This window comes from Acetobacter sp., assembly GCF_022483985.1.
Lineage (GTDB): Bacteria > Pseudomonadota > Alphaproteobacteria > Acetobacterales > Acetobacteraceae > Acetobacter.
The window spans coordinates 1,768,100-1,789,267 of the sequence record NZ_JAKVME010000001.1; the positions used below are offsets into that span (position 1 = coordinate 1,768,100).

The 21,168-nt window shown below is 54.4% G+C and carries 20 protein-coding genes and 1 tRNA gene; 11 read left to right on the forward strand and 10 right to left on the reverse strand.

Translation table 11 applies throughout. The features are described 5' to 3' along the window. Window positions 1-145: 145 nt before the first annotated feature. Window positions 146-457 carry a hypothetical protein gene (locus LKE90_RS07780; protein WP_291492088.1) on the reverse strand — a complete coding sequence of 104 codons (312 nt, stop codon included), beginning with the start codon at window positions 455-457 and terminating at the stop codon, window positions 146-148. 169 nt (window positions 458-626) lie between these two features. Between LKE90_RS07780 and LKE90_RS07785 the strand changes: the two genes are divergently transcribed. From LKE90_RS07785 to hpf, 7 genes are all read left to right on the forward strand, one after another. Continuing rightward, window positions 627-1,283, forward strand: a complete 657-nt coding sequence (locus tag LKE90_RS07785) for a ribonuclease D (RefSeq protein WP_291492087.1) — start codon at window positions 627-629, stop codon at window positions 1,281-1,283. 76 nt (window positions 1,284-1,359) lie between these two features. Next, entirely contained in the window at window positions 1,360-2,403 is a 1,044-nt protein-coding gene (locus LKE90_RS07790) for a KpsF/GutQ family sugar-phosphate isomerase (RefSeq protein ID WP_407066069.1), read from the forward strand. Next, window positions 2,403-3,173, forward strand: a complete 771-nt coding sequence (lptC, locus tag LKE90_RS07795) for an LPS export ABC transporter periplasmic protein LptC (protein WP_291492085.1) — start codon at window positions 2,403-2,405, stop codon at window positions 3,171-3,173. Before LKE90_RS07790 ends, lptC begins: the two co-directional genes overlap by 1 nt. Continuing rightward, a complete protein-coding gene (locus tag LKE90_RS07800; protein WP_291492084.1) occupies window positions 3,174-4,346 on the forward strand; it encodes an LptA/OstA family protein in 1,173 nt (390 codons plus the stop codon). 1 nt (window position 4,347) lies between these two features. Further along, window positions 4,348-5,151, forward strand: coding sequence for an LPS export ABC transporter ATP-binding protein (gene lptB / locus LKE90_RS07805; RefSeq protein WP_291492083.1), 804 nt, complete (start codon window positions 4,348-4,350; stop codon window positions 5,149-5,151). Window positions 5,152-5,160: 9 nt separating this feature from the next. Then, window positions 5,161-6,606, forward strand: coding sequence for an RNA polymerase factor sigma-54 (rpoN, locus tag LKE90_RS07810; RefSeq protein ID WP_291492082.1), 1,446 nt, complete (start codon window positions 5,161-5,163; stop codon window positions 6,604-6,606). Between the two features lie 64 nt (window positions 6,607-6,670). Then, entirely contained in the window at window positions 6,671-7,270 is a 600-nt protein-coding gene (hpf, locus tag LKE90_RS07815; RefSeq protein ID WP_291492081.1) for a ribosome hibernation-promoting factor, HPF/YfiA family, read from the forward strand. Window positions 7,271-7,358: 88 nt separating this feature from the next. Here hpf and LKE90_RS07820 read toward each other — a convergent pair whose 3' ends face one another. The 7 genes from LKE90_RS07820 to fliF are packed head-to-tail and all read right to left on the reverse strand — an operon-like array spanning window position 7,359 to window position 15,524. Continuing rightward, window positions 7,359-8,318, reverse strand: a complete 960-nt coding sequence (locus LKE90_RS07820; RefSeq protein WP_291492080.1) for a hypothetical protein — start codon at window positions 8,316-8,318, stop codon at window positions 7,359-7,361. Window positions 8,319-8,336: 18 nt separating this feature from the next. Beyond that, window positions 8,337-10,487: a flagellar biosynthesis protein FlhA gene (flhA, locus tag LKE90_RS07825; RefSeq protein WP_291492079.1), complete on the reverse strand. Its 2,151-nt coding sequence runs from the start codon at window positions 10,485-10,487 to the stop codon at window positions 8,337-8,339. Further along, window positions 10,487-11,812 carry a sigma-54-dependent transcriptional regulator gene (locus LKE90_RS07830; RefSeq protein WP_291492078.1) on the reverse strand — a complete coding sequence of 442 codons (1,326 nt, stop codon included), beginning with the start codon at window positions 11,810-11,812 and terminating at the stop codon, window positions 10,487-10,489. Before LKE90_RS07830 ends, flhA begins: the two co-directional genes overlap by 1 nt. 10 nt (window positions 11,813-11,822) lie before the next feature. Further along, window positions 11,823-12,116 (reverse strand): flagellar motor switch protein FliN, encoded by a 294-nt coding sequence (gene fliN / locus LKE90_RS07835; RefSeq protein ID WP_291492077.1) that lies wholly within the window; start codon window positions 12,114-12,116, stop codon window positions 11,823-11,825. Window positions 12,117-12,138: 22 nt separating this feature from the next. Then, window positions 12,139-12,849, reverse strand: coding sequence for a hypothetical protein (locus tag LKE90_RS07840; protein ID WP_291492076.1), 711 nt, complete (start codon window positions 12,847-12,849; stop codon window positions 12,139-12,141). Then, window positions 12,846-13,853 carry a flagellar motor switch protein FliG gene (gene fliG / locus LKE90_RS07845; protein ID WP_291492075.1) on the reverse strand — a complete coding sequence of 336 codons (1,008 nt, stop codon included), beginning with the start codon at window positions 13,851-13,853 and terminating at the stop codon, window positions 12,846-12,848. Before fliG ends, LKE90_RS07840 begins: the two co-directional genes overlap by 4 nt. Before the next feature lie 3 nt (window positions 13,854-13,856). Then, window positions 13,857-15,524: a flagellar basal-body MS-ring/collar protein FliF gene (gene fliF, locus LKE90_RS07850; protein ID WP_291492074.1), complete on the reverse strand. Its 1,668-nt coding sequence runs from the start codon at window positions 15,522-15,524 to the stop codon at window positions 13,857-13,859. Window positions 15,525-15,871: 347 nt separating this feature from the next. On the opposite strand from fliF, the gene LKE90_RS07855 reads away from it, so the two are divergent. Both LKE90_RS07855 and LKE90_RS07860 read left to right on the forward strand, forming a co-directional pair. Next, window positions 15,872-16,678, forward strand: a complete 807-nt coding sequence (locus LKE90_RS07855) for an NAD kinase (RefSeq protein WP_291492073.1) — start codon at window positions 15,872-15,874, stop codon at window positions 16,676-16,678. Window positions 16,679-16,689: 11 nt separating this feature from the next. Next, entirely contained in the window at window positions 16,690-17,850 is a 1,161-nt protein-coding gene (locus LKE90_RS07860) for a serine hydrolase domain-containing protein (RefSeq protein ID WP_291492072.1), read from the forward strand. 134 nt (window positions 17,851-17,984) lie between these two features. Here LKE90_RS07860 and LKE90_RS07865 read toward each other — a convergent pair whose 3' ends face one another. Then, window positions 17,985-18,998: a ferritin-like domain-containing protein gene (locus LKE90_RS07865; RefSeq protein WP_291492071.1), complete on the reverse strand. Its 1,014-nt coding sequence runs from the start codon at window positions 18,996-18,998 to the stop codon at window positions 17,985-17,987. Window positions 18,999-19,100: 102 nt separating this feature from the next. Then, window positions 19,101-19,790: an ATP-dependent Clp protease proteolytic subunit gene (locus tag LKE90_RS07870; RefSeq protein WP_291492070.1), complete on the reverse strand. Its 690-nt coding sequence runs from the start codon at window positions 19,788-19,790 to the stop codon at window positions 19,101-19,103. A 146-nt stretch (window positions 19,791-19,936) separates the two neighbouring features. On the opposite strand from LKE90_RS07870, the gene LKE90_RS07875 reads away from it, so the two are divergent. Together LKE90_RS07875 and LKE90_RS07880 are read left to right on the forward strand one after the other, a co-directional pair. Continuing rightward, window positions 19,937-20,950 (forward strand): hypothetical protein, encoded by a 1,014-nt coding sequence (locus LKE90_RS07875; RefSeq protein WP_291492069.1) that lies wholly within the window; start codon window positions 19,937-19,939, stop codon window positions 20,948-20,950. Between the two features lie 83 nt (window positions 20,951-21,033). Beyond that, window positions 21,034-21,109 (forward strand) — tRNA-Glu (locus LKE90_RS07880). Window positions 21,110-21,168: the final 59 nt, after the last annotated feature.

A 21,168-nucleotide genomic window follows, 5' to 3' on the forward strand; every position in this document is an offset into this window, starting at 1 on the left:
AAACCATTGCATTGCAATGGTTTGACAGTCCAAGTCGGGTTACGGTCATGCAGAGCATGATCGCCACACCCCTTCCGGACGCTGACTTCTTTTCCAAAATATATCAGCACTGTGCATAACGCTCCACTATTGCGAGCAGGCTGCGTCAGACCTCCAGCTCTCCGAACAGAGCTGGCTTCTTCCTTGCGAGCCATCCCATCACTTTTGCCGAGAGACCCCGGCAGAATGAGACATCCTCGGCCAGCAACAGCAGTCCCAAGGGCAGCATCCAGAGCCCCAGCACCGGAAGAAACGACAGGACACCTCCCACACAAAACAGGAAGCCCGAGGGCACCCTGGCCCACCAACGCGATGGCTCAAGCAGCCAATGAGCCCCCTTCTCCAGACGATCCGGCAATCTGGACAGGAGAGCTGACCGTCGCTGGACAAAAAGAGACATGTCGGATTTTTCGTTCATGTCACAAGTCTATGCCTATCGGACGAATTAGCGAAGCCTCTCTGGATCGGCACAGCATTACCGCACCACCTCATACTCCATTCGACACAAACCAGCTTGCAGAGGCGGTTCGGGATTATTATTGCTCCCGATCAGCAATCTCCTCCATTCCCGAAAGACAAGGCACTTCATGCGCGACAGGGTCAGTAACGGTGGGCCAATAACGCTGCATCGGAATGATCTCCCCGACGATCTCGATCTCGGGAACTGTGTCGCCATTGATACGGAAACCATGGGCCTGAACCCTCATCGTGACCGTCTCTGCCTGGTGCAGCTTTCCTCCGGCGACGGCTCAGCCCATCTGGTGCAGATCGTGCCGACCGGGCCGGGAGAGCCACCGGCAGACTGTCCCAACCTGAAACGCCTCCTCTCCGACCCCACCGTCACCAAGCTGATGCATTTCGCGCGTTTCGACGTTGCGATCCTTCAGCATACGCTAGAAATTACGGTTGCGCCGGTCGTCTGCACCAAGATCGCCGCCCGTCTCGTCCGCACCTTTACCGACCGTCACGGCCTCGCCCATCTTTGCCGGGAAATGCTCGGCGTCGAGATGAGCAAACATCAGCAAAGCTCGGATTGGGGCGCGCCTGATCTGACCCCGGAGCAACTGGCTTATGCCGCCTCCGACGTGCTGCATCTGCATGCCCTGTGGGAAAAGCTGGAAGCCCTGCTGGTCCGGGAAAACCGTCGCGAACTGGCGCAGGCCTGCTTCGACTTCCTGCCTGCCCGCACCCGCCTTGACCTGCTCGGTTACGACGAACCAGACATTTTCTCCCATCGCGCCTGATTTTATTGCCCGGATTTTAGGCGTGGATCAGGTGGTTATGATTGACCGCCGCGCCTTCACGGACGATAGAAACGGCATGAGCCATCCTGCCTCTCCCGGATCATCCGCCGTTCTCGACAGCGTGACCGCTCCCCCATCAAACCGTGACCCGCTGGGTGCGGCCCGGCGCACGCTGGCCATCGAAGCCAACGGGCTGACGGCGCTCGCCCGCGCCATGGAGACCGAAGAGGGACTGGGTGCGGCCTTTCGTCAGGCCGTCGAACGGATCGCGGCGCTTGAAGGCCGGGTCGTTGTAACGGGCATCGGCAAGTCCGGTCACATCGGACGCAAGATTCAGGCCACGCTCAGCTCGACCGGCACACCGGCCATCTTCGTGCACCCTGTCGAAGCCTCGCACGGCGATCTCGGCATGGTCGCGCAGGGCGATGCTGTTCTGGCCCTTTCCAACTCCGGCGAGACCGCTGAACTGGCGGATATCGTGGAACACAGCCGTCGTTTCGGCCTGCTTCTGATCGCCATGACCGCACGTCCGGCCTCGACACTGGCGTACGCCGCCGATCTGGTTCTGCTGCTGCCCTCCGTTCCGGAAGCCTGCCCGATGGGTCTGGCCCCGACAACGAGCAGCCTGCTCCAGCTTGCGCTGGGTGACGCTCTGGCCGTCGCGCTGATGGAACGACGCGGCTTTACCGCCGGCGATTTCGGCGTCTTCCATCCGGGCGGCAGTCTCGGCGCCCGCCTGCGCAGCGTGAAGGACCTGATGCGGACAGGTGAAGCTCTGCCGCTCGTGTCGCCGGACACCGGACTGCGGGATGTGATCGTCGAGATGACCCGCAAAGCGCTGGGCTGCGTTGGCATCGTTGACGCACAGGGAAAGCTCGCCGGGATCATCACCGACGGCGATCTCCGCAGCGCTCTGGACCGCGACCTCGCCGCCACACCGGCGTCTGACGTGATGAATCCTTCTCCGCTGACTGTCTCGGCCGACATGCTTGGTGTCGAGGCGCTTCGTATCATGAATGACCGTCCCAAGCCGATCACCTCCCTGTTCGTGCTTGATGACGACCAGCGTCCAACCGGCGTGCTGCACATCCATGATCTCCTGCGCGCCGGAGTCGCGTGATGTCAGACGATCAGATGCCTCATGACCCGGCTCAGAACCATGAGCCCGAGGACAGTGCCCGGGTGGAAAGGCAGGATTTCAACCGTTCCGCCGCGTCGGTGAAGCGTCAGCGCGAAATCATCGAGGCGGCGATCGTCACCGCGCGCAAGGCTCCGGGACAGAAGGAACTGGCACGTCGTCAGGCCACGCTCAAATGGGCGAAGTGGCTTCTCCCTTCACTCGCGTTGCTTCTGCTGGGCTCCATCGCCATCTGGCCTGAAATCGACCGTCTGATGAACGCCAACCGTGCGGCGCTGACGGAAGTCACACGCCTCAAGATAGAAAGCGGTAACCTCGAAGGCGCGGTCTATCGCAGCGTGGATGCGCACGGACGCCCCTACATGATCACGGCGAAAACGGCGCATCAGATCAACGACGACCGGATCGACCTGATCGATCCGGCGGCTGATACGCTGTCACAGGGCGGAGACTGGCTCTACCTTCAGGCGGAAAAAGGCGTCTACATGCAGCATGAGCAGCTTCTCGACCTGAAGGACGAAGTCACCCTTTACAGGGATGACGGTCTGATGATGCGTGGGCCGGTCGCCGATGTCTCCATGCATGATGGCGTGATCGCCTCTGATTCCTGGGTTCATGCAGAGGGTCCGTTTGGAGTCCTTGACGCCAGAGGGTATTGGCTGTCGCAACATGAAGGTATTGCCCAGTTCCGTGGTCCCGGGCGATTCATCCTGAATGACGATCGTAACGGACCGCACGACAAGGCCAGCTGAATGGTATCGCTTCGCATCTCTTCCCTGTTGCTCACCAAGCGCTCGTGGCGCAGCCTTGCCCTGACCGGAGCCCTTGCCCTCTCTGGCACGAGTCTCGCCATCCCCGGCGCTGGTCAGGCCTTTGCCCAGGCCATCGACCTGTCACACGGCGGCCAGATCACCGTGACAGCGGTGGGTGGTTTCGACTGGGACCAGAACGCGCAGAAGGTAACCGCCTATAATCAGGCACAGGCCGTGAGAGGCGACGTCACTGTCACGGCCGACAAGCTTATCGCGTATTACCGCAAGAAAGCCGCGGCACCCGATGCGCAGCCGTCTGGCTCACCGGGCGCTGCAACGCCTGCAACGCCTGCAACGCCTGCAACGCCTGCAACGCCTGCAACGCCTGCAACGCCTGCAACGCCTGCAACGCCTGCAACGCCTGCAACGCCTGCAACGCCTGCAGAAGCTGACCGTCCGACAGCCGTCAATCCCGGTGGAGCAGAGCAGAGTGCCACTTCCGCCAAGCCGACGGACAGTTCATCCGGCGGACCGGATGCCTCGGGATCGAACGAGATCTATCGTCTGGAAGCGATCGGGAACGTGCATATCTTCACCCAGACCGATCAGGCATGGGGTGACAAGGCTATCTACGACATTGATCAGGCCACACTGGTCATGACGGGTCACGCGCTGAAACTGACCACGCCGCAGGATCTTCTCACAGCCCGAGACACGATGGAATATTACTCGCAGACACGCATCTCCATCGGACGTGGAAACGCGACGGTCACCACCAACGAAGGCAAGCAGATCAAGGCTGACGTGCTGGTTGGTTACAGCGCCCCTCCTTCGGACGCACCGGCTCAACCGGCGGATTCCACCAAGAAGACCAGCGGTGACCCCATCGCCAATGGCTCCGGCAAGCTGGAGAAGGTCAACGCTTTCGGCCATGTCTGGGTCCGCACGCAGACCGAAACCATCACAGGTGATCGCGGTGTTTATGTACCGGATACCGGCATCGCCCGGATTGTCGGCAACGTCCACATTACCCGTGGCCAGAACCAGCTTCAGGGGTCTGCCGCCGTCATCAACATGCACACTGGCGTAGCGACCATGACCGAGCAGCCGGGAGCCCGTGTCAGCGGGCTCGTCGTTCCGAATGGTGACGGCAACAGCAAGGGTGGACACTGAAATGAACGCAGAAGATTTCATGCAGGATTTCGTCCCCGCCCCTCTTGGCGCGGGAGCGGGAGGCCCTGTCCTGCGTGACCGCAAGCACGGCCTGTTCGCGGACGGAATCGGCAAGTCCTATAAAAAGCGCGAGGTCGTACGCAACGTCTCGATCGAGGTGCATCGTGGCGAGGCCGTTGGCCTTCTCGGTCCGAACGGCGCCGGCAAGACCACCAGCTTCTACATGATCGTGGGGCTGGTCCAGCCTGATACGGGCAATATCACACTGGACGGCGCGGACATCACGCGCCTGCCCATGTACCGGCGCGCCCGTCTGGGAATCGGCTACCTGCCACAGGAAGCCAGTATTTTCCGCGGCCTGAACGTCGAGCAGAACATCATGGCGGCACTTGAGGTCGTCGAGCCTGATCCTGACAAGCGCGACGCCATGCTCGACGGACTTCTCGGAGAGTTCGGCATCTCTCATCTCCGCCGCTCGCCTTCTCTGGCGCTGTCCGGCGGTGAACGTCGCCGTCTGGAAATTGCCCGCGCCCTTGCCAGCCAGCCGCACTATATCCTTCTGGATGAACCGCTTGCCGGTATTGACCCGATTGCCGTCGGTGAAATCCGTGATCTGGTGTCGCATCTGAAGGATCGTGGCATCGGCGTGCTGATCACCGACCACAACGTGCGTGAGACGCTGGAAGTCATTGACCGGGCCTACATCATGCATGGCGGTCAGGTTCTGATGCAGGGCGTTCCGGAAGAGATCGTGGCCAACGAAGACGTCCGCCGCGTGTACCTTGGAGAAAGCTTTTCCCTCTAGTTTCACCATATGGTGACACTTCCCGGGCTTCATCTCCGACAGACACACAACCTTGCCATGACGCCGCAGTTGCGTCTGGCGATCAGGCTTCTCCAGATGACCAGCGCCGAGATGGAGGCTCTGGTCGAGGAAGAACTCGAACGCAATCCCTTTCTCGTCCGGGAAGAGGCTGAAGAGTCGGTTATACCGGCAGACACGGGCCGCCTGTCCGCTGATGAAACTCCGTCAGATCAGGAAGAAGACTCTCTTGACACAAGCTTCACGCAGGAAGCCGCCGCTGGAGGATTTGACGACACCTACTCGGAAGAGGGCTCTCCACAGGACTGGCGGCAGAGATATGGCGATGGTGATCAGGACGTTGCCTCACATACGCCCTCCCTCGCTGAAAGACTGGATGAACAGCTTCGCCTGACACCCCACTTCACGGAGCAGCAACGTCTCATCGGTCGTAGTCTCATCGAACATCTTGACCCGGCCGGACGACTGGATTGCCCGCTTGAGATGATTGCTGAAGAAACGGCTGAGTCAACCACCGCCATTGAAGATGTCCGGCAAAGCATGATGCTGTTTGAGCCGGTCGGGCTCTTTGCCCACTCGCTGAAAGAATGTCTGGCGGCGCAGCTTCAAGCCAGAAATCGCCTCGATCCAGCCATGACTGTTCTGCTTGATAATCTCGATATGGTTGCACGCAAGGATTACCGGCCCCTTCGGCAACTCTGCGGCGTGGATGAAGCCGATTTTACAGAGATGATCGCGGAACTCCGTCATCTTGACCCCAAGCCGGGTTTTGAAGTCCTCACATCCAATACCAGCAGCCGGATCGCCGATGTCTTCGTGCAACAGGACGCAGATGGTCAATGGACTGTCCGGATCAATGAAGACACACTCCCCCGTCTGTATCTGGATCAGACACTCCTTGAGAGGGCAAGGGCAGCCAGTCCGGCTTCAGACAGACCGTTCATTCAGAATCAGGCCTATCATGCATCATGGTTACTGCGCTCCATTGAAGAGAGAACAAGAACGCTGCTTCGTGTTTCTTTAGAAATAATTAAACATCAGAGCGATTTCCTGTCTTCGGGCATCTCATTTATGTTACCCCTCACCATGAAGACCGTTGCCACTGAGACCGGACTGCATGAAAGCACGATCAGCCGCATCACAACTGGGAAATATATCGCGACTCCCCAGGGCCTCTTCGAACTAAAATATTTTTTCACACGGAAGATAAGTAGCTTTCACATTTCAAAAGAACATAGCTCTGAAGCTGTAAGATATAAAATCCAAAAGATGATTTCACAGGAAACAGGCGCTCATGTTCTCTCGGATGAGGAGATTGTGCAAAATCTTCGCAACGAAGGCATAGACATCGCCCGCCGAACCGTGGCCAAATATCGGGACGCGTTGCATATCGGAAATTCAGTGCAGCGCAAACGGGAGAAAGCCGCCTCCGCCTGATGGCACAGTACGGCACCATCAACGCTGTGGCGACCGGTTTCCTCAATAAAAGGAGCCTGGCAGAATGCATATCCACGTTTCAGGTAAACAGATTGACCTGTCTGATGCATTAAAGCATCGGGTCACAATGCATCTTGGCAATATTGCTGATCGATATTTCGAACAGGCGCTTGAAGCCAATGTTACTTTCAGTAAGGCGCGCTCGTTCTTTACATGCGATATCAATGTCCACGCCGGACGAGGACTGACATTGAGAGGTGAAGGCGAAGCCTCTGATGCGCATGGGGCGTTCGATGATGCTGCGGAGCATATTGCACGACGTCTGAGACGTTACAGAAGACGTGTCCAGACACACTCCAGAGCGTCCGCACGTATTCAGCAGCCAGAAATCGGACGGAGCTACATTCTCCAGCCGGCTGACATACAGGAATCCCCCAGAAACACTCTGGAAAGCGCGCCCTCGGAAGGTCCATATGCGACCATCATCGCAGAGCAGCCGACAGAAATCGCTTTTCTGAGCGTCAGTGAAGCAGTCATGAGGCTGGATCTGGCAGACCGTAACCTTCTGGTATTCCGCAATAGCGTCAGTCGGCAAATCAATATTATTTATCGACGTGATGATGGAAATATCGGCTGGATCGAACCCAACGGGCCTATAAATTAAGCCGAACAACCCAGTCAATTCCTCGCCTCACAGGCTCCAATGTCTGTGAGGCTTTATTATATTGAAAAGATAGTCTTTTATCCTGACTCTATCTGTTCTTTTCATGATCTTCCGTTTTTTTGATCAATAATGCCGCGAGCTTTCCCGCTGTCATTTTCTCAAAGCCAGCATTGCAATTATCGGATACACCATATTCAGTCATCACCAGCCCACAAGCTGCGGCTGTAATGATGTTACCCAGTCTGCGCACCTGATCCACCCTGGATGCAATCATCATGCGGGCTCCAGCATTCCAGAACAACTCTGCGACATCAGCCGTTTCTTCAGAGTCATATCCAGCGGGTACAACCACACACAACTCCGCGCGTGTAACCGACTCAAGCTCCATCAATACGGCCAGAGCGTTTTCGTCATAGGGGTCGATCGGCGCAGTATCGATCAATACAGGCTGATTATTTCTTCTCTGAGCCATAGCCTGCTGAAGTGTCTTTTTGTCGTTTGCAACGATAAGCGGCAATCCTAGGCGACGCGTATGGGTGGCCAACTGGTCAATTCCACCGGCTCTTTCCCTGTCTGTCGTGATGACAAGTGGAGGATTGTCTGACAGAACAAGCCGAGAAGAAAGTTTTGCAACTGAAAGGCTTTTTCCCGCCCCGGCTGTTCCAACCAGCGCCAGAGGTCTTTTCGCCTGCGAAAATGAAAAAGAACCAAATTGAATATTTCTGGCAATCGTCGCCTCAAAATTACGCGAAGAAAGCACATCAATCAAAGCATCCGGAACTCTGTGCCATTTCAGAACATCAGAAATTCTGGATATTTTTTTTATTTCTTCTTCATAAGCAGGTTTCTGTAAATCAACAAAACTTTCGGAAAGCTCCTCCGTATTGTTTTCCACGAAAACACGTTCCGCAGAATCCTTTCTGGCAACAACTTCCACTCCGTTATCAACAATACGTTCGGAAACAATCAAAGCCGTTTCCCCCAAATTCGCCCGTGCTTTACGGACAGCATCTTTCATGTTTATTCCAACAAAAATCTCATTTTCCATAGAATCACCAATTGAAAATTATTGTATCGTGGAAACGGTTCTGATTCTCGCCCTAGGTGCAATTTCAGCCTGAGCCATCACAGAAACTGATGGTTTCAACCGCTCCATTATCGCATGCACAGCATCACGAATACCACCATTGACAACCACAACAGGAGTTTCATTCACGCTCGCAAGATGATCGAACACGGTGCGCAGTTTTCCAATAAAATCATTCAGTTTACTGGGCGCCATCGCGAGTTGGCGGTCGTCAGGCGGTCCCACCATGCTGTCCAGAAACGTCCCTTCCCATGCAGGACTCAGGGTCACGATGGGGATATAACCGTTAGGCCCCATGACAGACGCACTGATCTGACGAGCCAGTCTGATACGCACATGGGCAACAATCTGCGGCACAGCACGAAGTCCCTGTCCACACGCCTCCTGTATCCCTTCCAAAATGGTAGGCAGATCCCTGATCGAAACACGTTCAGACAGAAGCGCCTGTAAAACACGCTGAACAGCTCCCAGAGAAATTTGTGATGGAATCATATCCGCAACAAGCTTTTGCTGATCGCGTGGCAATTCATCCAACAATTTCTGCGTTTCAGCATATGTCAGAAGATCAGAAAGATTTTCTCTCACCAACTCACTGAGATGCGTCACGATAACACTCGCAGGATCCACGACAGTATAATTCGCAAAAGTCGCTTCTTCTCTCAAACCAATATCGACCCACATGGCCTGTAAACCAAAAGCAGGCTCTTTGGTCACCTCTCCCTGAAGGGCTGGCAAACCTCCGGCAGGGTTCATCACCAGAAGTCTGTTGGGACGAACTTCACCTGAACCGACCTCAAGTTCCTTGATTTTAATAACGTACTGATCTCCAGAAAGCTGTAAATTATCCTGAATCCGGACTGGAGGCAGAATAAAGCCCATTTCACTGGCTATAGTACGTCGTAGGATTTTTATCTGTTCCGTCAGTTGTGGATTTTCACCACCCGCAAGACCGAGAAGACTGAAGCCAAGCTCCAGCCTGATCATGTCAATACGAAGAGAGTCCGTAATGGGCGGCTCTGCATTATGTGGCACAACATGCGTAGCGGCTTCTTCTTCACCATTGTCCTCTATTGGATGGACATGACGGGACCAGGACACCCCACCACAAATCACAGAAATTGCCAGAAATGGAAGAGCCGGCAGACCCGGCATTATGGCGAGAATCCCGGAAATGCCAGCAGCAAGGGCCAACGGCTTGGAGCTACCAGCCAACTGTTTCACCAACGTTGCGTCAGCGGCGCCTTCAGTTCCGCCTTTCGTGACGACAATGCCGGCCGCCGTTGAAACCAGCAAAGCAGGAATTTGTGCAACAAGACCATCACCAATGGTCAATGTCGTGAATGACCCGGCCGCTTCGCTCAGCGGCATTCCATGCCGGACGACACCTATGGTCAGACCGCCAATAATATTAATCGCTGTGATGATCAGACTCGCAATAGCGTCGCCTCTTACAAACTTGGCCGCACCATCCATAGACCCATAGAAACCACTTTCCTCCTCGAGTTCCTTTCTTCTCTTTCTCGCAACTTTGTCAGAAATGGCGCCTGATGCGAGTTCAGCATCAATCGCCATCTGTTTTCCCGGCATTGCATCAAGAGAAAATCGCGCCGCAACTTCAGCAATACGACCCGAACCTTTTGTGATGACCATAAAGTTAACGACAAGAAGTATCGAGAAAAGAATGCCGCCGATAACGACATCCCCTCCCATGAGAAAGCCGCCAAACGCTGCGACAACGTGACCGGCAGCGTATACGCCTTCATTGCCGTGCCCAAGGATCAGACGGGTTGTAGCGACCTCAAGAGCCAGACGCAGAAGAGTCGTCAACAGAAGAAGAGTCGGAAAGGAAGTAAAATCCAGCGGCCTCTGCAGAAACAATGCCACCATCAAAATCAGCACAGAAATTGTAATGGAAATTGCCAATCCCACATCCAGAAACATGGTCGGCAATGGAATGATGAGTACAGAGAGAAGCGCTGCAACACCTAACGCTAACCCGACATCACTTCCGGGAACAAAGTGACGCCAGCCACCATTTCGCAAATCCTGAATATTGAAAGATTTTAGGTTTCTCAGGACAAGCTGAGGATCAAACAGATTTTTCAACGAAGAATTTGTTGATTCTGGCATTATATTTCAGTCAAACTTTGATATGGAGGAGGAACTGCAACACCCTGCCCAGCGTATTCGCGTAATTTATTTCTGAGCGCCCTAATGGAAATACCTAATATGGAGGCCGCCTGGGTCCTGTTTCCATCTGTGTGCGATAAGGTTTCTATGATAAGAGCCTGCTCCACTTCATCCATCCTGTATCCAACCCAGGATGACAGGGAATGTTCCTGAGAAATTTTTTCCGGCTGCATATCAGGGAGATCGAAACAGTCGATATCTATAACATCACCGGAAGACACAACAACGGCCCGATGAACCGTGTTTTCAAGTTCCCTGACATTTCCCGGCCATCTGTAATGCTTTAACTTCTCAAGGGCTTCTTCAGTTATGGTTTTAGGCGAAAGAGAATTTACTTTACTGTAATAGTGACAAAAATGGTTTGCGAGATAAGGAATGTCCATCACCCGCTCACGTAATGGCGGTATCTTGATGGAGACAACATTCAATCTGAAATAGAGATCTTCTCGGAATTTCTGAGCCTTGATCTCCGCGAGAAGGTCTCTGTTGGATGTTGCAATAATTCGCACATCGACTGAGACAGGAGAACCGCCTCCCAACCTGTCTATTTCCCGTTCCTGAATAGCCCTCAACAACTTTGCCTGAAGGCGAACATCCATCTCGCTGATTTCGTCGAGCAATAAAGTCCCATGATTAGCAGCCTCAAACCGACCAACCCGTCTGGCTGTAGCACCGCTAAACGCACCTCTTTCATGGCCGAAAAGCTCTGACTCGACCAATGTTTCCGGAAGCGCAGCACAGTTCAGGGCAATAAAGGGGCCAGCCGCCCTCTTTGATTTAAGATGAACATAGCGCGCAATAATTTCTTTTCCTGTTCCAGATTCTCCCGTTACAAGCACCGAAGCACCTGATGCAGCTATCTTATCAACCTGTCGCAGTAGCTTCACCATAACAGGATCAGCGGTATAAAAAATCGTCTTTTCTTTACTTGCATCCTGCAAAAACGCAGCAATGATGTCAGGGTCAGGTGGAAGAGGAATATAATCTTCGGCGCCATCGGCAATGGCCTCGGCTGCGATGGCAGGATCCTCTGGTCCACAGGCAATAACAGGAACAGCGATCCTCTCCTGCTTCAATGCTTTTATTAAGTCAGAAATATTTTCTTTCACAGAACATATTACGAATTTATAATCACCTGATGAACATATTTTCTTTATTGCATATTCATTGGTTTCAGCATGATCGACACGCGCTCCCCGTGCCAATACAATCTTTGCGGCCTTTCCTAATTCATCCGAGAGAGAACCAATGATCAGTATACGCACAGGGATAGCCTTAATTATTTTTTTCTGATTTAATAATTTCTGTCATGGTTATACCGAGACGACTTTCATCAACCATCACAATCTCGCCTCGCGCGATCAGCCGGTTGTTGACGTAAATATCAATGGCCTCGCCAACTTTTCTATCCAGTTCGACAACCGCTCCACGTCCCAGTTTCAACAACTGGCTAACCTGCATTGTCGCCCGGCCAAGCACGGCACTAACGGTAACAGGAATATCGTAGACTGCTTCGATGGAATGTTCGTGCTCACCCTCCGCAGACACAACGCTGTCGTCTTGCCGCATCAAATCCTCCTGCAATGGCATATTAACCATTTAAAACTTCTCCCCTAACGCTTGAGCCCATAGAATTTGACAAATCAGTTAATATATTAGAAACAATTGAATCAATATCGCGAGATATTTTTCCGTCAGAATAATGTATTTCAAAATCAGTTCTGTTCATATTCGAATCCTCTACGAATTTTATCAAATCATCTTTTGTATCTCCGCCCTCCAGAATCGTCTCCTTTATACGCCTCAAAGAATCAGGATGAACTTTCACACAAATGCTGAAATCCCTCGAAAAATACGAATATATTTTTTCAAACATTTCAGGCGTCCACAATTTCTCCTGTGAGTCACTCCATGCCGGAAATGCAGACACAACAGATGTCAACATTGTCATTGACACATTTTCAGAATAAGACTTCAAGAAAGATTTTATATCCTTATTTATTGACTCAAATATAGAATAAAAACCTCTCTTATTTTCCTCTTCTATTCTTTTAATTTCTGTTTTATGAAATTCTTCTAGAGTATTTTTTGTATTTTCTATTGCCTTTGATACTGATTCCGCAATTGCGGAATCCATATCCTCTTGTGAATAGGTCGGAACCGGCGGTGAAACGGGTTCTTCTTGCAGAATTTCCTCATTTGCATCCTGTTTTTCTTTCAGGACACGAGAGATATCATCAAAGTCCTCAGCGAACAGAACCCCGGATTTATTGGCCCCAGAGAGAACAATACACGAGTTCATGCCAACATCTCATTATTGTCACCACCCGGGTTCAGATCAATTTCTCCCTGATTTGCGAGATTTTTGGCCATATTCACAATTTCTGATTGGGCTGCATCAACATCCTTTATACGGACAGGACCCATTGCAGAAATTTCGTCCTCCAATATTTTTCCTGCTCGCGATGTCATTGACGACAGGAATAGTTTTCTTATGTCTTCCGAAGCTCCTTTGAGTGCGAGAGGTAATTTCTCTCTATCAATATCACGCATAATCCTCATGATCGCATCGCGTGGCAGACGTTTCAGGTCTTCAAACGTAAACATGAGCGCCTTGACCTGCTCTGCATCTTCAATATTACGCTTTTCCAGCGCATTCATAAGCTGGCCTTCAAGACGTCTGTCAAAATTATTGAAGACTTCAGCAAGAAGTTCGTGACTGTCCTGCTTGGACGAACGGGCAAGACTTGCCATGAATTCTGACCTGAGTGTGGTCTCAAGACTGTCTATGACATCCCTCTGGACATTTTCCATGTGAAGCATGCGCATCATAATATCGACAGCAAAATCTTCGGGGAAAAGCGACAATACGCGAGCCGTCTGCGATGCCTGAAGCCGACTGAGGATGACCGCTACAGTCTGGGGATATTCATTGCGAAGATAGTTTGCCAGAATATTTTCCGGAACATTACCCAACTTGTCCCACATGGTCCTGCCCGCCGGACCACGAATTTCTTCCATGATGGCATTCACCCGTTCCCCGGGGAGCGCCTTTCGTAAAATTCGTTCTGTTGTATCGTATGTTCCGACTAACGTATCAACAGCGGAAAAGGCCCCGGAGAATTCAGCGCAAACAGATTCGACTTTTTCCGCAGATACAGCCCCCATGGTGGCCATTGCGGCTGAAATCTCACGTATTTCATGTTCCTGCATGGAAGAAACAAGCTGGGTGCCATTTTCTTCCCCTAAAGCCAGCAAAAGTATCGCTGCTTTCTGAACACCGGTTAAAGCTGTTTTCACCAGCATGTTTCAGCCCTCATGCTGTGGCGTAAGCCAGCTTCGAATGACATTAAGACTCTCTTCGGGGTTGTCACTTGCCAGTTCACGCACATGGCGAATGGCCGAAGCCTTGAGACGTCCATCGATGCCCGAAAGATTCATGAAATCAGATGCTTTTTCACGAGGCCCTTCCAGTGCAAGCTGTGCCGGAGAACCCTGCATCAGTTCATCGCCATCAGTTTCAGTCAGCGCCGTAACAGGCCGCTCCTCACCGTCGCTCGACGTTGCTGGCAGTGCGGGTGATGTTCCGCCGCTTTCACCTGCATTATCTTTTTTCAGGAGAGGTTTAACGAAGAAGATGAGAGCCAGAAAGATGAGAAGCCCCGGCGCCAGACTACGCAACATCTGAATAGCGTCTGCCTTTTCAATCGGCAGCCCCATCCATGAAGCGTGAGCGCTGGCCGTATCTGAGGCCTCCGATGCAAAACGCATCGAGACGACATTGACTGCATCTCCACGCTTTTCATCAAAACCGATAGCAGTTTTTGCAAGAGTGGTGATTCTGTCCAGTTCGGCCTGGTCCAGCGGAGCCCATTCGGTTTTACCATCAGCGGCTTTGTTGGTTTTGCCATCAACCATGACCGCCAGACTGATGCGTGACACGCGCGGCTGATCCTGAACAACAGTACGGACACGCTTGCCGATTTCATAGTTATTGGTTTCTTCCCGCCTGTCATCCTGACTGCCGGCCCGCGGCTGTCCTGCATTCGCGTTCGGGAGATTATTCGCTACAGACGTATTCTGCTGAGCTTCCGTGTTTACAGATTTGTCCGTCGTGCTCTGCTGTGAACGCAGAACCTGCTGGTCAGGATCATAACTCTCCTGTGTCTCATGCACCCGATCAAGATTCATCAACACGGAGGCTTCCGCACGCACATGCCCCGCGCCGAGTGTCGGCACCAGCATGGCTTCCACCGTCTGGGAAAGCCGCGCCTCCATAGCCTGCCGCTGCTCATCAATATTCTGGGCGAGGCCCGCCGGACTGTTGCGGTCTCCCGGTCGGGCCAGAACATTACCATGATTATCAATAATCGAGATATTCTGGGGAGACAGGCCCGGCGTAGCCGCGGCGACAAGATTGAGAACAGCCTGAACGCTTTCCGCATCCGGACGACTGCCATTCATCGTGAGAAGCACACTGGCCTGAGCCGCCTGCTGGTCCGCTGAGAACATTTCCCTATGCGGAAGCACCAGATGGACACGAGCATTTCTTACACCGTGAATCAGGCGGATTGAGCGTTCCAGCTCTCCCTCAAGAGCGCGCGTTTCATCAATGTGCTGCTCGAACTCCGTGGTCGTCAGTGTGTTGGAGTGATCAAAGATCTCATATCCAACTGAACCTCCTGACGGGAGGGAGTCACGGGCCAGCAACAGACGTGCCGCAGCCACCTGAGCAGGAGCCACATAAATCGCATCTCCAGACGGTGAAACCGTATGAGCGATATGGGCTTTCTCAAGATCTTCCGCCATCTGGGCGGCTTCATGCAGATCAAGATCACGGTACAACAGCGCCGTAGCCTGTCCACCACCATGAAACGCGAAAACCGCCAGCATGCCCAGTATACCGAGACCAACGGCTCCCAAAGCAATCAGACGAGGCAGTCCGAGCGACTTCAGGCCAGAAAGTGTCGCTTTCAATTTTTATTTTCCGAACAATGGGTTAAGCTGCACGGGACTCTGGATGAGCGTCTTGTTGGACCTTGCACGTGAATCACTTGGTTCCTGATGTATCTCGGAACTGATCGTGCATAAGTGCCATTACTCTGGAGTTAATATCGGCAAAATTTGCCGGGTTGCTGACAAACAAAAAACTCCCATCACGCCGACAGGAGCCCCAAACGCCGGGAATCCGCTGTTTTCCAGCGTCGTCGGCAGAATCCTTCCGCAACAGTCGGCCCGTCGTTGCCCGTGGCGTTCGATGCAGGTCATGTATAGGTTTACGACAGAGACCACGCTTACAGACAGAGAGACGCGGACCGGGACATATGGATAAAGACTCTCCAGAGACCTGCTGGCCACCGACCACGCGCCCTGAACGTCTTGCTTTCGTTGCGGCAGAAACCACCACCGCCCAGGAAGAACTGCTTCGGCTCTCCCGTCGTTACGGTAATCATGATCCCGAGGATGCAGAGGTCATCATCTGTCTGGGAGGCGATGGTTTCATGCTGGAAACACTCAGGCTGGTCATGGACCGGAGCGTGCCAGTCTACGGCATGAATTGTGGTTCGGTGGGATTTCTGATGAATCCGCTGAACGAAGATGACCTGCTTGAACGCCTCACCATAACGCAGAATGCGGAATTGCATCCCCTGCATATGAGAGCCGTCTGCACTGATGGCTCCGTCCATGAGGCTGAAGCGCTCAATGACGTCTTCCTGTTCAGGGAAACCCGTCAGGCGGCCAAGATCAGAATCGATGTGGATGGACGCGAGCGTCTGTCAGAACTGATCTGCGACGGCGTGCTCGTCGCGACACCCGCAGGTTCAACCGCCTATAACCTGTCCGCACACGGCCCTATCGTGCCGCTTTCCGGAAACCTCCTGCCGCTCACTCCCATCAGCGCCTTCCGTCCGCGTCGCTGGCGGGGCGCCCTGCTGCCGTCGAACGCCGTCGTGACATTCTCGATTCTTGAGCAGGAAAAGAGGCCGGTTGCCGCTGTCGCGGATTTCACTGAAATACGGGACGTCAAAACCGTGTCCGTTCAGGAAAACCGTAACCGTTCGGTCAATGTCCTGTTTGATCCCGGACAATCCCTGTCAGAGCGTATAATCGCTGAACAGTTCTCAGCCTGAGATTCCCAGCCATGAGCAGACGCCTGTTTCTCAAATGTTTGTCGGCAGCACTCCTTCCCGTCGCCGGAGGCGTCACAGGCTGCGCGGTCGGCCGCCCCTCGTACGATTTTTCAGAAGTCGACAGCCTGCTGTCAGGCGCCGTCCAGCGTGGAGAGATTCCGGGAGTCGTCACCGTTATCGGGCAGAACGACCTTATCCTTCACCGGGCCGTAATGGGGCACAGGGCGCTCATCCCGGCCCCTGAACCGATGTCATGGGACACACGTTTTGACATGGCCTCCCTCACCAAGGCCACCATCACGGCGCCAGCGATCATGCAGTTCTGGGAACAGGGCGCATTCCAGCTTGATGATCCTGTTGCCCGTTATCTGCCTGATTTTGCTCAAAACGGAAAAGCGGCGATCACCATTCGCCATCTGCTGACCCACTACTCAGGTCTTGCTCCGGACCTCGACCTGTCCACATCGTGGACGGGCAAGGACGAAGCCATCCGCAGAGCCATGGCTGCCGTGCCGCAGGCCCCGACCGGGCAGCATTTTGTCTATAGCGATATCAACTTTATCGTTCTGGGACTTCTGGTCGAGCAGTTCAGCCGGTTGCCGCTTGATGTTTATGCCACACGCCACATCCTACAGCCGATCGGCATGCGGGAATCAGGCTTCCTGCCCGCAGAGACGTTGAAACCGCTCATCGCGCCAACGCAGTATGATGAGCATCACGTCCCACTCCGGGGTGTCGTGCATGATCCCACGGCCCGACGCATGAGCGGTGTCGCCGGTCATGCAGGCTTGTTCTCAGACGCGCAGGACATGGTTCTCTACGCTTCCAGCCTTCTGGATCGGCTGACCGGTCGTGTCAGCAATTATCCGCTGCGCACGGAAACGCTGCGTCTGATGACATCGCCCCAGTCACCCGGTGAAACGGATCAGCGCGGGCTCGGCTGGGACATCGCCACGCATTATTCCACTCCCCGGGGTGACGTTTTTCCCGTCGGTTCCTTCGGTCACACCGGCTACACCGGCACCTCGCTCTGGATGGACGCCGCCAGCGCTGCTTTCGTGCTGATCCTGACCAATCGCGTGCATCCGCTGGACGCCAACGGCAAGGCCATCGTCAAGCTGCGTCATGATGTCGCGACAGTCGCCGCCCGCGCATTGAGAGGCGGGGCGTAATATCCTGACTGGTCATTGGGCCATGTTCATAAACCAATAGGAGCCGCAGTTCGTAAACTGCGGCTCCTATTGAAAATAGCGCATAGCTCCAAAACCGGGGCACAAAAATCTGCACTCCGCGACCGGACCTGTCTTCAGGCGGCGACCGGAGCGCCTGTTTTCACTTCATGAGGCCGACGACCGATGAGACGCAGCACGCACAGGATCGTTCTGGCGATATTCGGAGCCAGCTTTGGTCTGAGCAGACGCGGATCATACCCTGAGAAACGTCTGGCATTCTCTGTGAGGCAAAGCTGCATGAAGTCAGCCAGCGTAATATCCTGACTGGTCATGTCCTTCGTGCCGGTGACCGTGAAGTTGTTGTCCTGCGTATGCTCTGCGCCATCCGCATCGACAGACCGCACAAGTCCAAGCCGCTCGTAAATCAGGAACCCCCAGACCGCGAGAATTTTCATCTCGAACCACGGACGTCGCCATGCCGGAACGACCGCCCGATACCATGCCAGCCAGTTGGCGAAAAGCAGGATGTGGCGGCACTCTTCCTGCATCACCGGCTCGAAGGTCTCGATCAGTTCAGCCGGGAAAAAGCCTGATGTCTGGGCCACGCGGAACATGCCAAATGCAAAGAAACTGTCCACACACTCAGAGAAGCCCGTGACGAGGTAAGCCCATTCGACGTCTTTTGGCTCGATATAGGGCGGTTCCGGCGCCATCTCGATTCCATAGGCTTCGACAAGCTTGGTCAGAACCTCCTTGTGCCGGTTTTCTTCCCACGCATTGCGGGAAATCGCGTCCTTGATATCAGGATCGTCGATCATCCGCGCATAGGCCGCCATGCGAAGGCGCGCCTTGCCTTCCGTCTGCACGGCGATGTCCCAGATCGGCAGGGACGTCACTCGTTTCAGGGCATCAGGCTCAAGCTTGGGCCAGTTGATGACGGACGGACGATAGGGATTGAACGTCTCCCGGAACATATCCGCCATCGCCCGCTTGTGCTCCGGGGAGCCAGGCTTGAGCGGACCGGGAATGGAAGAACTCCAGTGACGGGCGCGATAATCGGCCTGCTCTACAGCTTCCGCGCTCGGCGGAGGAGGCAGGTCATCAATGCTGTCAGGGAGTCTGGTGTAGATATCGGCAAGTGCTGTCATTTCCACGTACCCATGTTGAAAAATGGCGTATCCCCGGGAAGGAGATACGCCATCTCTGATGATGGATCTCTTTCCACGCACACAGCGTGGGACAGAGTGCGGTTAATGGATATCGGACGGTCTGGAAATGATCCGTGTCACGAGACCGTAAGAAATCGCCTCTTCTGCCGACATCCAGTAGTTGCGGTCCGTGTCCTTGCAGACCTTTTCGTAGGACTGTCCCGTCTCGCGTGCGAACAGATGATTCAGACGCTCACGCATCTTGATGATCTCGCGGGCCTCGATATCGATATCAGTGGCCGGTCCACGCACGCCGCCCATCGGTTGATGCAGCAGGAAACGGGTATTGGGCAGACAGAATCGACGATCCTTGTGACCGGCCGCGAAGATCAGCGCCCCTGCGGACGCGACCCAGCCGGTACCGATCACGTTGATCGGGGCGATGGAATCGACAAAGCGGATCATGTCGTGAATCGTGTCACCACTCTCCACATGACCGCCCGGAGAGTTCACATAGACGTCGATCGGCTTGTCGGACGCACCAGCAAGAGCCAGCAGGCGACCGGTGACATCACGGGCGATCTTGTCGTTGATCCCGCCGAAGATCAGAACCTTGCGCTGATCGAAGAGCTTGGTTTCCAGTTCGCTGATTGGCGAGGAAAGGGTCTTGTTGTCATCAGGCTCGGACTTTTCCGGACCTTCAGGCGCAGGAATGTCAGGGCCGTTCGGATCCTCGTCATCGAGTCTGATCCGCCCCTTGGTGACATCGTCCAGCATGCGATTGGCGCCCATCAGGTCGGCCTCCTTGGTTCGGTAATGTGGTCTCATTGTTCTTATTCTGCGCTGCCCCGCTGGCAATGCCAAGAGGCACGACACAACATCGCTTTCACGACAGCGGGCTCTCGCCAGAGAAACCCGAAACGATTAAGATGAACCCAATGAAAGTTTTTCCGTTCCAGTCGGCTGTGGGCCGAAGCTTCTTCAGGATCGTCCTGCCGTTTTCCTGTGCGCTTCTGGCTGGCTGCCAGCATCGCGATCTGGTCGATACCACCGTTGACTGGTACCACCAGCATGAAGGCGGAGTCATTGCCCAGCAGCGCCCTCCTGCACCGGGACAGCTCGATCCCTACCCCCGTGTCGGACTGACTCCCACCACGCCTCCGTCACTCCCCTCTCCGGAGTTGCGTCAGTCCATCACCAATAATCTGATCGCTTCCCGCAACCTCACCATGCGCACGACAGCGCAGAACGGCACCCTGACACCTGTCATTCCACCGCCGCCCAACGCAGCCAGCTCGAATAAACCGGCTGCTCCCGCTTCTGACGCGTCCAAGGCAGCAACGACGCAGGCTTCTGCCGCGACCTCAGCACCGCTTCCCGCAGGAGGGATGGGCGCGATCCTTGACGCGGCAGATTCCTCCTCGACGGGACCAGCGGCAGCCCACGCCTCCCCTGCCCCCAAAGCCCAGAAGACAACGCCGGAAGCGGAACTCGCCATGCCTGAATTTCGTGGCGATGCTGCGGTTGTAGCCACTTCCGTCACCCAGCCTCTGCCTGACATTCCAGCCGGACCGCCGGGAGCACCCGCCATCCCCGGCTTCGTCGCTCCCCGGGATGCCACGACAATAGAACCGATTCGCCCTGATTATGATGTCGCACCCAAGGACGGCACCTTGATCGGCTTTCTTCCGGGTTCGGATCAGATGAAACCCGGGCAGGATGGCGCCCTGAATAAACTGATCACCAGCCGCCACGGTGGGCAACTCTTTCTGCACTGTAGCGGCGAGACGGTCTCCCTGTCACCGCAAGACCAGACACAGGCTGTCGAACTTGGCCTGCTGCGTGGCAGAACTCTGGCGGACGCACTGATCAAGAAAGGTGTTCCTGCCTCCGCCCTGCACATCTCCAGCTCCGCATTCGGCCCTGCCGCGCGTGTCAGCACGCAGGGATAACCCCTGAATGGCATAAATTTATTTTTTCTTTTGTATGCCGCTTGACGCACTGCAGTCTCTCGCCTAATTACGCCCTCGCCTCTGTCCCGTTCGTCTAGAGGCCTAGGACACCGCCCTTTCACGGCGGTAACACGGGTTCGAATCCCGTACGGGACGCCATTGTTTTCATTGGCTTTTTTGGCTAAACTCCTACAGAAAATATGGGTTTTTGCACCATT

Coding starts and splice junctions, on each gene's coding strand:
- LKE90_RS07780 (WP_291492088.1), bottom strand. CDS start 457: ATGAACGAAAAATCCGACATGTCTCTTTTTGTCCAGCGACGGTCAGCT.
- LKE90_RS07785 (WP_291492087.1), top strand. CDS start 627: ATGCGCGACAGGGTCAGTAACGGTGGGCCAATAACGCTGCATCGGAAT.
- LKE90_RS07790 (WP_407066069.1), top strand. CDS start 1,360: ATGAGCCATCCTGCCTCTCCCGGATCATCCGCCGTTCTCGACAGCGTG.
- lptC (WP_291492085.1), top strand. CDS start 2,403: ATGTCAGACGATCAGATGCCTCATGACCCGGCTCAGAACCATGAGCCC.
- LKE90_RS07800 (WP_291492084.1), top strand. CDS start 3,174: ATGGTATCGCTTCGCATCTCTTCCCTGTTGCTCACCAAGCGCTCGTGG.
- lptB (WP_291492083.1), top strand. CDS start 4,348: ATGAACGCAGAAGATTTCATGCAGGATTTCGTCCCCGCCCCTCTTGGC.
- rpoN (WP_291492082.1), top strand. CDS start 5,161: ATGGTGACACTTCCCGGGCTTCATCTCCGACAGACACACAACCTTGCC.
- hpf (WP_291492081.1), top strand. CDS start 6,671: ATGCATATCCACGTTTCAGGTAAACAGATTGACCTGTCTGATGCATTA.
- LKE90_RS07820 (WP_291492080.1), bottom strand. CDS start 8,318: ATGGAAAATGAGATTTTTGTTGGAATAAACATGAAAGATGCTGTCCGT.
- flhA (WP_291492079.1), bottom strand. CDS start 10,487: ATGCCAGAATCAACAAATTCTTCGTTGAAAAATCTGTTTGATCCTCAG.
- fliN (WP_291492077.1), bottom strand. CDS start 12,116: ATGCGGCAAGACGACAGCGTTGTGTCTGCGGAGGGTGAGCACGAACAT.
- LKE90_RS07840 (WP_291492076.1), bottom strand. CDS start 12,849: ATGAACTCGTGTATTGTTCTCTCTGGGGCCAATAAATCCGGGGTTCTG.
- fliG (WP_291492075.1), bottom strand. CDS start 13,853: ATGCTGGTGAAAACAGCTTTAACCGGTGTTCAGAAAGCAGCGATACTT.
- LKE90_RS07855 (WP_291492073.1), top strand. CDS start 15,872: ATGGATAAAGACTCTCCAGAGACCTGCTGGCCACCGACCACGCGCCCT.
- LKE90_RS07860 (WP_291492072.1), top strand. CDS start 16,690: ATGAGCAGACGCCTGTTTCTCAAATGTTTGTCGGCAGCACTCCTTCCC.
- LKE90_RS07865 (WP_291492071.1), bottom strand. CDS start 18,998: ATGACAGCACTTGCCGATATCTACACCAGACTCCCTGACAGCATTGAT.
- LKE90_RS07870 (WP_291492070.1), bottom strand. CDS start 19,790: ATGGGCGCCAATCGCATGCTGGACGATGTCACCAAGGGGCGGATCAGA.
- LKE90_RS07875 (WP_291492069.1), top strand. CDS start 19,937: ATGAAAGTTTTTCCGTTCCAGTCGGCTGTGGGCCGAAGCTTCTTCAGG.